Source organism: Actinophytocola sp. (genome assembly GCF_036002505.1).
GTDB lineage: Bacteria > Actinomycetota > Actinomycetes > Mycobacteriales > Pseudonocardiaceae > DASYTH01.
On sequence record NZ_DASYTH010000038.1, the window covers coordinates 1 to 11,951 of the forward strand.

The 11,951-nt window shown below is 72.1% G+C and carries 11 protein-coding genes and 1 pseudogene; 5 read left to right on the forward strand and 7 right to left on the reverse strand.

Annotated elements, in window-relative coordinates:
• Both VGR06_RS02280 and VGR06_RS02285 read right to left on the reverse strand, forming a co-directional pair.
• Positions 1 to 272, reverse strand: a pseudogene (locus tag VGR06_RS02280) (histidine kinase); the annotation flags it as partial.
• A 22-nt stretch (positions 273 to 294) separates the two neighbouring features.
• A complete protein-coding gene (locus VGR06_RS02285; protein ID WP_414637132.1) occupies positions 295 to 1,497 on the reverse strand; it encodes a PspC domain-containing protein in 1,203 nt (400 codons plus the stop codon).
• 211 nt (positions 1,498 to 1,708) lie between these two features.
• Here VGR06_RS02285 and VGR06_RS02290 point away from each other — a divergent pair, with 211 nt between their 5' ends.
• Positions 1,709 to 2,983, forward strand: a complete 1,275-nt coding sequence (locus VGR06_RS02290) for a PspC domain-containing protein (RefSeq protein WP_327557237.1) — start codon at positions 1,709 to 1,711, stop codon at positions 2,981 to 2,983.
• The gene (locus tag VGR06_RS02295) at positions 2,976 to 3,191 is read left to right on the forward strand and encodes a hypothetical protein (RefSeq protein ID WP_327557238.1); all 216 of its coding nucleotides are present in this window, start codon (positions 2,976 to 2,978) and stop codon (positions 3,189 to 3,191) included. Before VGR06_RS02290 ends, VGR06_RS02295 begins: the two co-directional genes overlap by 8 nt.
• 3 nt (positions 3,192 to 3,194) lie before the next feature.
• Here the strand turns inward: VGR06_RS02295 and guaA are convergent, their stop codons facing one another.
• The gene (gene guaA, locus VGR06_RS02300; RefSeq protein ID WP_327557239.1) at positions 3,195 to 4,760 is read right to left on the reverse strand and encodes a glutamine-hydrolyzing GMP synthase; all 1,566 of its coding nucleotides are present in this window, start codon (positions 4,758 to 4,760) and stop codon (positions 3,195 to 3,197) included.
• A gap of 33 nt (positions 4,761 to 4,793) precedes the next feature.
• Here guaA and VGR06_RS02305 point away from each other — a divergent pair, with 33 nt between their 5' ends.
• Positions 4,794 to 6,239 carry an aldehyde dehydrogenase family protein gene (locus tag VGR06_RS02305; protein WP_327557240.1) on the forward strand — a complete coding sequence of 482 codons (1,446 nt, stop codon included), beginning with the start codon at positions 4,794 to 4,796 and terminating at the stop codon, positions 6,237 to 6,239.
• A gap of 4 nt (positions 6,240 to 6,243) precedes the next feature.
• Here the strand turns inward: VGR06_RS02305 and VGR06_RS02310 are convergent, their stop codons facing one another.
• The 4 genes from VGR06_RS02310 to VGR06_RS02325 all read right to left on the reverse strand — a co-directional run bounded on the left by VGR06_RS02310 (position 6,244) and on the right by VGR06_RS02325 (position 10,894).
• Entirely contained in the window at positions 6,244 to 6,612 is a 369-nt protein-coding gene (locus VGR06_RS02310) for a hypothetical protein (RefSeq protein WP_327557241.1), read from the reverse strand.
• Between the two features lie 101 nt (positions 6,613 to 6,713).
• A complete protein-coding gene (locus VGR06_RS02315; protein ID WP_327557245.1) occupies positions 6,714 to 8,186 on the reverse strand; it encodes an FAD-binding oxidoreductase in 1,473 nt (490 codons plus the stop codon).
• Between the two features lie 243 nt (positions 8,187 to 8,429).
• Positions 8,430 to 9,938: an FAD-dependent monooxygenase gene (locus VGR06_RS02320; protein ID WP_327557242.1), complete on the reverse strand. Its 1,509-nt coding sequence runs from the start codon at positions 9,936 to 9,938 to the stop codon at positions 8,430 to 8,432.
• Positions 9,935 to 10,894 (reverse strand): MBL fold metallo-hydrolase, encoded by a 960-nt coding sequence (locus tag VGR06_RS02325; RefSeq protein ID WP_327557243.1) that lies wholly within the window; start codon positions 10,892 to 10,894, stop codon positions 9,935 to 9,937. The genes VGR06_RS02320 and VGR06_RS02325 overlap by 4 nt, the downstream gene beginning before the upstream one ends.
• A 201-nt stretch (positions 10,895 to 11,095) precedes the next feature.
• Here VGR06_RS02325 and VGR06_RS02330 point away from each other — a divergent pair, with 201 nt between their 5' ends.
• Both VGR06_RS02330 and VGR06_RS02335 read left to right on the forward strand, forming a co-directional pair.
• On the forward strand, positions 11,096 to 11,434 hold the full coding sequence (locus VGR06_RS02330; protein ID WP_414637131.1) for a YciI family protein: 339 nt from the start codon (positions 11,096 to 11,098) through the stop codon (positions 11,432 to 11,434).
• On the forward strand, positions 11,431 to 11,951 hold a 521-nt coding region (locus VGR06_RS02335), incomplete at its 3' end, for an RNA polymerase sigma factor (protein ID WP_414637133.1). The genes VGR06_RS02330 and VGR06_RS02335, both read left to right, overlap by 4 nt.

Genomic DNA, 11,951 nt, shown 5'->3' on the forward strand with positions numbered 1-11,951 from the left:
GGCACGTTGGCGTGCTTGGCGGCGTTGACCATGGCCTCGCGGGCGGCCTGGACGAGGGCGCCCAGCGGCTCGTCGAGCTCCACGTCGCCGACGACCACCTGGTCGATCTTGACCGCGAACGTGTCCTCGACCGTGCCGGCCTCGCCGACCACCTCGATCTCGTCGGTGATCGAGTCCAGCTCGGCCCGCACCCCGGCGCGGAACAACCCGTGGTCGTCGACGAGGAAAACCCGGACGGGTCGCTTCGCCGTCGTCGCTTCTGCTTCCGTCACGCCATCCACCTCGCAAGCTCGCTCACGTGCTCACCTTCGCTCGGGGCATTTCCAGCTGCACCTCGGTGCCCTCACCCGGCGAGGTGCGCAGGCGCACCTCGCCGCCGTTGCGCTCCATCCTGCCCCTGATCGAGTCGGCCAGGCCATGGCGGTCCGCGGAGACCGCATCCGGGTCGAAGCCCTTGCCGCGGTCGCGGACGAACACGTGGACCCGATCCCGCTCGACCTCGGCGTAGACGCTGAACTCCGGCACGTTGGCGTGCTTGGCGGCGTTGACCATGGCCTCGCGGGCGGCCTGGACGAGGGCGCCCAGCGGCTCGTCGAGCTCCACGTCGCCGACGACCACCTGGTCGATCTTGACCGCGAACGTGTCCTCGACCGTGCCGGCGGCCTGGGCGATCGCGTCGGACAGGACCACCGCCTCGCCCGCGACGCCCAGTTTCGGGCTGGGGTAGAGCCATTCCCGCAGCTGGCGCTCCTGGCCGCGGGCGAGCCGGAGCACCTCGCGCGGGGTGTCGGTGTGCTTCTGGATCAACGCCAGGGTCTGCAGCACGGAGTCGTGCAGGTGGGCGGCGATCTCGGCGCGCTCCTCGGTACGGATGCGGGCGGTGCGCTCCTCGCCCAGATCCCGCACCAGCCGCAGCCAGAACGGCACGGTCAGCACCGCCACCCCGGCCAGCGTCGCCAGCACCGCGAGCAGGGCGAACTGCATCTGGCTCAGCGCGACGCTGCGCCACAGGAACAGGGCGATCCCGGCGATCACCAGGCCGGCGCCGCTGAGCACCCGGACCAGCGCGGACGTGCCGCCGCTGCCGAGCACCGCGCCGAGCATGCCGGTGCGCGCCCCGTCCCGGAGCCGCCGGCGCTGCGACTCGTCAGCCTCCCGCCAGACCAGCACGGCGCCGACCAGGGCCACCCCGAGCCCGCCGACCAGCCATCCGTTGACCTCGGTGGACAGCGTGCCCACCGCGATCGCCAGGCCGATACCCAGCGCCACCAGGCCGAACGCCTGCTGGCGTTCCTTGGCCGAGCTCGGCCGGGCCGGCGCCTCCCGGGCCTCCTGCCGCACGAACACCCAGAACAGGCCGTACGCCAGCACGCCGGCGCCGTTCAGGGCGGCCAGCACGGCGAACGCGATCCGCACCCAGAGCACCTGGATGCCGAGATGGTCGGCCAGACCGCCGGCCACGCCCGCGACGGCACGGCCGGACCTGCGGCGGCGCATCCGGTTCGCCGCCGGCTCGACCGTCCCCGGCGTCACCCGCTCGACCTCCGCGCCACCCACCGACCTCTCGTCAACGCCCAGGCTCACCTCATCATGGTCACACGGGGCGCTACCGGCATCATCGGGGAAATACCCGGAACACCGATCTCCGGGTCGAGATCAGGGCAAGTCCCCGATGCGGGATCGGCGATCGGAACGGATGCTCGACAACGTGACTGGACAGGCGACGAGCGTGGAAGACACGCTCAAGGACTTCTGGGCGACCCGGCCGAGACGGCCGCGGCGAGGGCGCAAACTCGCCGGTGTGGCCGCCGGGATCGGCAACCGCTACGGCATCGACCCGATCGTGGTGCGGGTGGCCTTCGTGGTGGCCACGTTCTACGGCGGCGCGGGCATCCTGGTGTACCTGCTCGGCTGGCTGCTGCTGCCGGAGCAGGACGACCAGGCGGCGCCGTTCGAGTCGATGATCCATCACCGGCGGAGCTCCACCTCGTCGGCGTTCACCGTGCTGCTGTGCCTGGCGCTGATCCCGGCGTTCTATTTCCTCGTCATGGACAACAACCGGTTCAGCGGCATCCTCGGCCTGCTCATCGTGGCCGGCGCGCTCTACCTGCTGCACCGCAGCCGGGGGCACCTCAACCGGCCCGTCGCCACCCCCGCACCGAGCCCGGCACCGGCCGCCGAGCCGTTCGACACTCCGGTTTTCGGTGTCACTGAGCCAACGTATGCGCCCCCGCGGTACGGCGAGCCGAGCCACCCGGCCCCGCCGGAGCCGGTTCCGGTCCGGCCGCCCTCCTGGGATCCGCTGGGCGCCGCCCCGTTCGCGTGGGACCTGCCGGAGCCGACTCCGCCCGAGCCGGAGCCACCGGCCCCCCGCAAGCGGCCCAAGATCGGCCTGATGACGTTCGCCGTGGCGCTCATCGCGGCCGGCGGGCTGACCGCCATCTGGCTGGCGCCGGGCGGCGACGGTGGCTGGCTCACCCCCGCGCACATCGTCGGCGTGGTGCTGGGTGTGATCGGCCTGGGCATGGTGGGCGGCTCGTTCGTCCGCAGCGGCCGAGGCCTGATCGGGCTGGCGGTGCCGCTCTCGATCATCGGTATGGGTCTGACGGCCATCGCGCCGCACGGCTGGCACGGGGTCGGCGAGATCAACGAGCGGCCCACGTCGATCGCGGAGGTGCAGGGCAGCTACGAGCGGTCGGCCGGCACGATCGACCTCGACCTCACCGCGCTGCCGGAGTCCGGCGACGTCGGCACCACCGTCTCGGTCGACGCGGGTGACGTGACGGTGATCGTGCCGGCGAACGCCGACGTCGACCTGTTCTGCCGGGCGGACATCGGCGACATCAACTGCCTCGGCCGCAACGACTCGGGTCCCGACGTGGAGAAGAGCATCATGGATCACGGCCCGGACGGGCGCGGCGGGCTGAGCGTCACGCTGCATGTCGAGGTCGGAGCGGGAAGCGTGGAGGTGCGACGTGGCTGACCAGGACAGCGACCGTCAGGTCGAGCGGCGCGGCCCGGACGTGCTGACCCTGATCGCCGGGGTGGCCGCCCTGCTGGTCTCCAGCTACGTGCTCACCGACGGTGCGATTCGGATCTCGGGTCCCGACCTGCGCTGGGTGATCGCCGGCGGCGCGCTGCTGATCGGCCTGCTCCTGCTGATCGCGTCGCTGCGCGGCCGAAAACGCTAGATTTCACTCCCACTCGATGGTGCCCGGGGGTTTGCTGGTCACGTCGAGCACGACCCGGTTCACCTCCGGCACCTCGTTGGTGATCCGGGTCGAGATCTGTTCCAGTACCTCGTAAGGGAGCCTGGCCCAGTCCGCGGTCATGGCGTCCTCACTGGACACCGGGCGGAGCACGACCGGGTGGCCGTAGGTACGGAAGTCGCCCTGCACGCCGACGCTGCGCACGTCGGCAAGAAGCACCACCGGACACTGCCAGATGTCGCGGTCCAGCCCGGCGGTGGTGAGCTCCTCGCGGGCGATCGCGTCCGCGGCCCGGAGAACGGCGAGCCGCTCGGCGGTGACCTCGCCGATGATCCGGATCCCCAGGCCCGGTCCGGGGAACGGCTGGCGGTGCACGATCGTCTCGGGCAGGCCGAGCTCCAGCCCGACCCGGCGGACCTCGTCCTTGAACAGCGACCGCAGCGGCTCCACCAGCTCGAACTTCAGATCATCCGGCAGGCCGCCGACGTTGTGGTGGCTCTTGATGTTCGCCGCGCTCGCCCCGCCGCCGGACTCCACCACGTCCGGATAGAGCGTGCCCTGCACCAGGAAGTCGAACCGCTCCCCGTGCATGCCGGCCTCCTGCTGAAGATCCAGCTCGGCCTGCTCGAACACCCGGATGAACTCCCGGCCGATGATCTTGCGCTTCTCCTCGGGCTCGGTGACCCCCTTGAGCGCGGCCAGGAACCGGCCGGCGGCGTCCACGGTGACCAGGTTGACCCCGGTGGCCGACACGAAGTCGCGTTCCACCTGGGCGCGTTCGCCGGCCCGCAGCAGGCCGTGATCGACGAACACGCAGGTGAGCCGGTCGCCGATGGCACGCTGCACCAGGGCGGCGGCGACCGCGGAGTCCACCCCGCCGGACAGCCCGCAGAGCGCCCGGCCGCCACCCACCTGCTCGCGGATGGCAGCTGTCTGTTCGTCCACGATGGATGCTGTCGTCCACTGTGGACGGATGCCGGCGATGTCGTGCAGGAACCGGCGGAGCACCTCCTGGCCGTGCGGGGAGTGCGCCACCTCCGGGTGGTACTGCACCCCGGCGATGCGGCGCCCGGCGTCCTCGAACCCGGCGACCGGGGCGCCCGCACTGCTCGCGGTGACCGTGAAACCCTGAGGCGCGGCGGTCACGCAGTCGCCGTGGCTCATCCAGACCGGGTGCCGGGCCGGCAGGTCGGCGTGCAGCACCCCCTTGTCGGTGGCGGCCAACTCGGTGCGGCCGAACTCGCGGGTGCCGGTGTGCTCCACCGTGCCGCCGAGAGCCTGGGCGATCACCTGGAAGCCGTAGCAGATGCCGAACACCGGGATGCCGGCGTCCAGCAGGGCGGGGTCGATGCCCGGTGCGCCGTCGGCGTAGACGCTGGACGGGCCACCGGAGAGGATCACCGCAGCCGGGTTGGCGGCCAGCAGCTCGGCGACGGCCGTGGTGTGCGGCACGACCTCGGAGTACACCTGGGCTTCCCGCACCCGGCGGGCGATCAGCTGGGCGTACTGCGCGCCGAAGTCCACAACGAGAACCGGGTGCTGCTCGGTCATGATTACAGCATGTCATGGGCCTACGGTTGAGCCATGGACGCCACGTCGCCAACCGCCCGTCCGTGCTGGATCGCCGGCCGCGCCGAGCAGGGCGCCGGCACGCTCACCGTGCGCCATCCGTTCGACGGCTCCGAGGTCGCCACCGTCAGCGTGCCGTCGGCCGAGCAGGTGGAGCGCGCCGTCGCCGCCGCCTGGGACGTCGCGCGTTCGTTCCGGACCTCGCCGGCGCACCTGCGGGCCGCGGCGCTGGATCACGTGTCCCAGTCGCTGGCCGCGCGCGCCGAGGAGGTGGCCGAGCAGATCACCGCGGAGAACGGCAAGCCGCTGAAGTGGGCCACGGCCGAGGTCCGGCGCGCGGTCTCGACGTTCCGGTTCGCCGCCGAGGAGGCCCGCCGGTTCAGCGGTTTCGTGCAGCGGCTGGACACCGATCCGGCCGCGGAGGGCCGCCTGGCCGTGGTGCGCCGGGTGCCGCGCGGGCCGGTGCTGGGCATCAGCCCGTTCAACTTCCCGCTGAACCTGGTGGCGCACAAGGTGGCACCGGCGATCGCGGTGGGCGCGCCGATCGTGGTCAAGCCGGCGCCGCGGACCCCGCTGTCGGCGCTGCTGCTGGGCGAGTTGATCGCGGGGACGGACCTGCCGTCGGGCGCGTTCTCGGTACTTCCGGTCGGCAACGAGGAAACCCAGGCGCTGGTACGGGATCCGCGGCTGCCGGTGGTCTCGTTCACCGGCTCCGGGCCGGTCGGCTGGTCGATCGCCGACGCCGCGCCGCGCAAGCAGGTCGTGCTCGAGCTGGGCGGCAACGCGGCCGCCGTGGTGTGCGCGGACTGGCCGGACCTCGACTTCGCCGCGTCCCGGATCGCGGCGTTCGGCAACTACCAGGCCGGCCAGTCCTGCATCGCCGTGCAGCGGGTGCTGGTCGAGCGAGCCGTCGCCGACTCCTTCCTGCCCCTTTTGCTGTCCGCGGTTTCGGCGCTGCGCACCGGCGACCCGCACGACCCCGCCGTCGACGTCGGCCCCATGGTCGACGAGCCCGCCGCCGCCCGCGTCGAGGAGTGGATCACCGAAGCCCTCGACCGCGGCGCCCGCCTGCTCACCGGCGGCAAACGCGACGGCACCACCGTCGAGCCGACCGTCCTCACCGACGTCCCGCCCGACACCCGCGTCTGGGCGGAGGAAGTCTTCGGCCCGGTCCTCGCCGTGTCCATCGTGGACAGTGTGGACGAAGCCCTGGCCGCCGTGAACGACTCCCAGTACGGCCTCCAGGCCGGCATCTTCACCCGCGACGTCCACACCGCCTTCCGCGCCCGCGTCGAGCTCGACGTCGGCGGCCTGATCATCGGCGACGTCCCCTCCTACCGCGCCGACCAGATGCCCTATGGCGGCACCAAAGCCTCCGGCACCGGCCGCGAAGGCCTCCTCTCCGCCATGACCGACCTCACTGAGGAACGCGTCATGGTCCTCACCGGCGTGAGCCTGTAACCAGTCACATGATGATGCCGCCGCGGCAGCGCCAGGCGGCGCTGCGAACCGTGGTGGAGCCGGTGCTGTCGGAGATCGTGAGATCGACCTGGAAGGTGCCGTTGTTGGGGGCGCAGCGACCGGTGATGCCCACACCGGTCGACGTGATCAGGACCGCGTTGCGGACCGGAGTCCAGGTGTAGGTGTAGATGTTGGGGGCGGGCTGGCCGGTGGAATCCGTGGCATTGCACCAGAACATGGAGTTCCCGGACTCGGGGCAGGCCGGGGTGAACGACGGGGGTGCCGCGCTCGCGGGTGCCGCCAGCAGTGCCAACCCCGCCGACACGACCGCGCCGAGAGCCAATGATCTCGCGCCAAGCCTGGTCCTGGTCATCTGTATGCCCCTTCTTCCGGTCCTGTAACGGAAAATTAGCAACCGCTTCCGGAAAGGGGCTAGCCGCCGGAGCGACGAATCCGGGTGCCGCCGGTTGGCGTTCAGTGGGCCTGATGCAGGGACTGGGCGAACGTGAAAATGCTGTCCGGGTCGTATTTCCGCGCGACCGTGCGCAGGCGTGCGAGGTTCGCGCCGTAGTACGCGGTGGGCCAGTCGGGCAGGTCGGGGTCGATGTAGTTGACGTAGGCCGAATCGCTGGTGATACCGGTGAGGGCGGCGCGGACTTCGGTGACGGCGCGGGTGGCCTGGTCGCGGGTGGCGGTTGTGGCCGTGGCGTAGATCTGGGCGCTGGCCAGGGCGGTGCGGTGGGCGAAGGCGGTGGCGTCGGGGGCGAGGCGGGAGACGGCGCCGCCGAAGGAGTCGAGGAGCAGGTCGACGCCGGAACGTCCGTCTACTGTGGACACCAGGTGGGCGGGGTCGGCGGCGTGGGGGAGCATGCGGGAAGTGGCGACGTAACCTTCGCGGGTGAGTTGGCCGCCAGGCTGGGGGCGGCACTGTTCGACGGTGCGCTGGGAGCAGGCGGCGAAGTAGCGCATGGCGTCAAGGAAACCCTTGGGCTGCGCGGAGCGGGAGTCGGGGCGGGCAGAGGTTTTGGCCAGGAAGGAATCCAGGAGTGAGTTGAGGGAGGCGGGCGAGCCGACGTAGCAGCCGCCGACGCGGCAGGTCGGGGGGCGGCCGGCGGAGATGACGCAGTTGGACCAGAGCTCGTCGGGGGCGGCGGCGATCCATTGCTGCCAGGCGCCGAGGACGTTGGAGGTTGCGCCGGCGGGGAAGTGCAGGGAGAACACGGTGAGGTCGGGGGCGGGTTCGGTGGCGAAGGTGAACGAGGTGACGATGCCGAGGTTGCCGCCTCCACCGCCGCGGAGGGCCCAGAACAGGTCGGGCTCGGACTCGGCGGAGGCGGTGCGGAGGGTGCCGTCGGCGGTGACGATGCGGGCGGAGACGAGGCGGTCGCAGGTGAGGCCGAACTTGCGCATGAGGACGCCGATGCCGCCGCCGAGGGTGAGGCCGGCGATGCCGACGGACGGGCAGGAGCCACCGGGCAGGCAGCGGCCGGCCTTGGCGAGGCCGGCGTAGACGTCGATCAGCTTGGTGCCGGCGCCGATCTCCGCGGTTCCGTCGGATGCGACGCGGACGCCGGACATCCGGCTCAGGTCGGCGACGAGGCCGCCGTCGGGTGTGCTGTAGCCGGCGTAGCTGTGCCCGCCGCTGCGCGCGGCGAGGGGAAGGCGGGCCTGTCGGGCGGTCTCGACGCAGGCCTGCACGTCCTCGGGACGGGCGCAGGCGGCCACCGCGGCCGGCTTCCGGGCGTCGAACAGCACGTTGAACGAGCGCCGCGCGGTCTCGTAGCCGGCATCACCGGGCAGCACGAGGCCACCGGAGAGCCGGGCCCGCAGCGCGTTCCAGTCCGGCGGTGCGGCCGGTGCCGGGCTGGACGGCGCCGGGCCGGCCGCCGGCGGGGACGAGCCCGGCCGGGCGGTGCACGAAGTGGACCACGCTGCCACCGCACCCATCCCCGCCGCTCGCAGAACGGCCCTGCGTGTGATCGTCACGGACACCTCCCACCGTACGGACGTGCGGCGATCACTTCAGGTTGGCTGCGTTGAGTCCAAGGTGAGGGCTCGGGCCCCGCTCCACCACCGCTGTGGGCACTGTGACAGCGACCGACTCCTCGGACAGACCGTGTTCCACCGGGGGCAAGCCCCCAGACCCAGTTCCTCGGGCCCACCTCGTCGCCGGTGAGCCCTCACAGGACCTCAGAACCCGCAGGCCCGGCGGCGCGCGGCGGCCAGGCCCGCGTCGAGATCGCCGCCCGGCAGCACGGCGGCCAGGTAGCCGTCCGGGCGGACCAGCGCGGCTCCGTGCGGACCGAAACCCAGCGCCGTGGCCACGGATTCGGGCACGACCACGCCGTCGACCTCGGCCCGGGCGCCGGCCAGCACGGTGAACCCGGTGCCGAACCGGTCGCGCAGCCGGCCGCCGGGCAGCGGCAGGTCGGGGCAGAGCACACCGGGCAGCGGCGGCCGCGGCACACCCGGTGCGGTGGGAAAGCCGGCCAGCGAAGCCGGATCCGCGGACGTGGTGAGCGGGGAGTCGAGGTACCAGAACGGCTCGGCGAGCTTGCCGGAGTCGATCTCCAACCGGGCCGCCGGATCGTGCACGCTGCGCTCCAGGACGTCCCGCCGGTGCGCCCGCTCCGCATCGGTGCGCGGCACCAGGAAGCGCATGGTCGTGTCGGTGATCCGCAGGTTCTCCGCGGCCGCTGCGCCCCGTTCGTGGTCGTAGGACGGGAGCAGCGCCGGGCCGGCCCGCCCGGCCCGGTCCAGGGCGATCTTCCACGCCAGGTTCTCCACGTCGGCGATCCCGGAGTTCATGCCCCGCGCGCCGAACGGGCTCATCACGTGCGCCGCGTCCCCGGCCAGCAGCACCCGGCCGCGCCCCATGACCGGCACCCGGCGCTGGTGGAACCGGTACACCGACATCCACACCACCTGGTACGGCGCGTCGCCGACGATGGCCCGCATCCGGCGCTCCAGCCCACCGCCGGCGCGGTCCGTGTAAAGGTCGAAGTTGTCCGGCACCTGCCAGTCGATCCGCCAGACCGAGCCGGGTTGCGGGTGCAGCAGCACCTGGCGACCGGGGTTCGCCGCCGGATCGAAATAGAAACGTCGCTCCGGCACGGGAAAGTCGAGCTTCGCGTGGATGTCGGTGATCAGGAACTGATCGTCGAACGAGTGCCCCTCGAACGGCAGCCCGAGTAGCTCCCGCACCACCGATCGCGGGCCGTCCGCCCCGATGCAGTGCGTGCCGATGAACTCGTCCTCATCATTATCCAATGTGGACACGCGCACGGCGACGGTCTCGGCGCCGGGCATAACGTCGACGACCCGGTGACCGTAGCGCAGGTCGATCAGCGCCTCGGTCCGGATCCGCTGCTCCAGCAACGCCTCCACGTCGCTTTGCGAGATGTTGACGAACGGCGGGAACTCGCCGGCCCCGGTCTCCGGGAACGTGATCGTGGCGACCTCGTGCTCGCGGTAGTAGATCCGGCCCGTGTACCACGTCATTCCGGCGTCCATAATGGACCGTCCCAGACCGACCCGCTCCAGGATGTCCAGCACGTCCCGCTGCACGCAGAGCGACCGGCTGCCCACGGTCTGCCGCTCCGGCGCCGCCTCCAGCAGCACGCTCGGCACCCCGAACCGGGCCAGCAGCAGCGCGGCCGACATCCCGACCGGCCCGGCGCCGACGATCAGCACGGTCATCCCTGCAGCGCTTCCCAGACTTCGCGGTCCCGCTCGGCGGTCCAGACCCGCGGCCAGTCGATGCCGTCCAGCTCGTCCCAGTAGCGCTGCACGTTGAACGGCAGGCAGTGCTCGAAGATCGGCCAGCCGCCGTAGCCGGGGGCGAGCGCGGTGTGCGCGGCGCGGAACGCGTCGGCCAGCGTGCCGCCGTCGCCGTGCACCCAGCCGACCGTGCGGCGCAGCTCGTCCAGGAAGTGCCGGCTCTGCGCGATCGCCGCGGCCACCGCGTCGGCGCCGACCGCCACCGCGCCGCGCCCGCCGACCAGCGCCTCGGCCGGGAACGCCGCCACGTTGTCCAATGTGGACGTCGCCCAGTCGTTGTGGAACGCGTCCCCGGTGTACAGCGCGGCCCGCGCCTCCACCAGGTCCCCGGCGAACAGGATCCGCTCCCCCGGCAGCCACGCCACGATGTCGCCGGCGGTGTGCCCGCGGCCGCAGTAGGCCAGCACCAGGTCGCCGCGGGAACCGCCGAGCGGGATGGTCAGCCGGTCGGAGAACGTGACCGTCGGCCAGGTCAGGCCGGGGATCGAGGACGGCTCCTCGAACAGCCGCGGCATCCGGCCGTACTCGCTGTCCCAGTCCTGCCGGCCGCGCTCGGCGATCAGCATCCGGGTCTGGTCGTGCGCCACGATCTCCGCGGCGCCGAACGCGCTCGCGCCGAGCACCCGCACCGCGTGGTAGTGGCTGAGCACCAGGTACCGCACGGGTTTGTCGGTGTGCTCGCGTAGCTTGTCGAGCCAGCGGCGCGCGGCCACCGGGGTGGCCCTGGCCTCGAAGCAGACCAGGAAGTCCTCGCCCTCGATGGCGCCCACGTTCGGGTCACCCTCGGCGGTCAGCGCGTACACACCCGCGGCGAGCTCGGTGAACGTCTCCTCCTTCGCCGTAGTGTCGGCGCTGGAGGCGAACGGCTTGACCATGCGACCACCCTGCCACCCAGGAAAGGAGGTAGCCAGAATGACGCGCGGCACCCAGGCTGAGCACAGAGCGCGCCCCCGGCCGAAGGCACGGTATCGCGGTGGCAGGGCGCCGACCAGTTGGATCATGAGCTTCGATCAATGGCGCCCTGCCGGAGCGATTCCGTCGGCGCGCAAGGCCGCGGACAATTCGGTGGAGGTGCCGTGAAGTACATGCTGATGCTCGCAAGCGACGTGGCGTACCGGGCGGACGTCGAGGACGCCGCGCTGGAGACCGGCTGCGGGAACTGGTCGGAGGAGCTGTCCCGGCGCGGGCAGTTGCTCCGCAGCGAAGGGCTGCGGCCGAGCACGGACGCGACCACCGTCCGGGTGCGGAGCGGTGACGTGCTGCTGACCGACGGGCCGTTCGCCGAGACCAAGGACCAGATCGGCGGGTTCAGCCTGATCGAGGCGGCAGACCTGGACGAGGCGCTCGACCTCGCGGCGAAGCACCCCTGGGCCGCGGTCGGGAAGATCGAGGTGAGGCCGGTCTGGGAGCCCTGAACAGTGCCTTCCAAGGCGCCGTCACTCAGCTGTTTCGCGAGGAGTGGGGCCAGGTCGTGGCCACCCTGATCCGGGCGACCGGCGACTGGGACCTCGCCGAGGAGTGCGCGCAGGACGCGTTCGCCCAGGCGCTGCAACGCTGGCCGGAGGACGGCATCCCGAGCCGGCCGGGAGCGTGGCTGACCACCGTCGCCCGCAACCGCGCCACGGACCGGCTGCGCCGCGAGGCTGCCGGCGCGGCCAAGCTCCGCGACCTCGCCGCGCCGGGGGACCAACCCGAGGTGGACGACTTCCCGGACGACCGGCTGCGGCTGATGTTCACCTGCTGCCACCCGGCGCTGGCGCTGGAGGCGCAGGTCGCGCTCACGCTGCGCACGCTGGCCGGGCTGTCCACGGCGGAGATCGCCCGGGCGTTCCTGGTCGCCGAGGAGACGATGTCGCAGCGACTGGTCCGGGCCAAGCGGAAGATCCGCAACGCCGGCATCCCGTTCCGGGTCCCGCCGGCGCACCTGCTGCC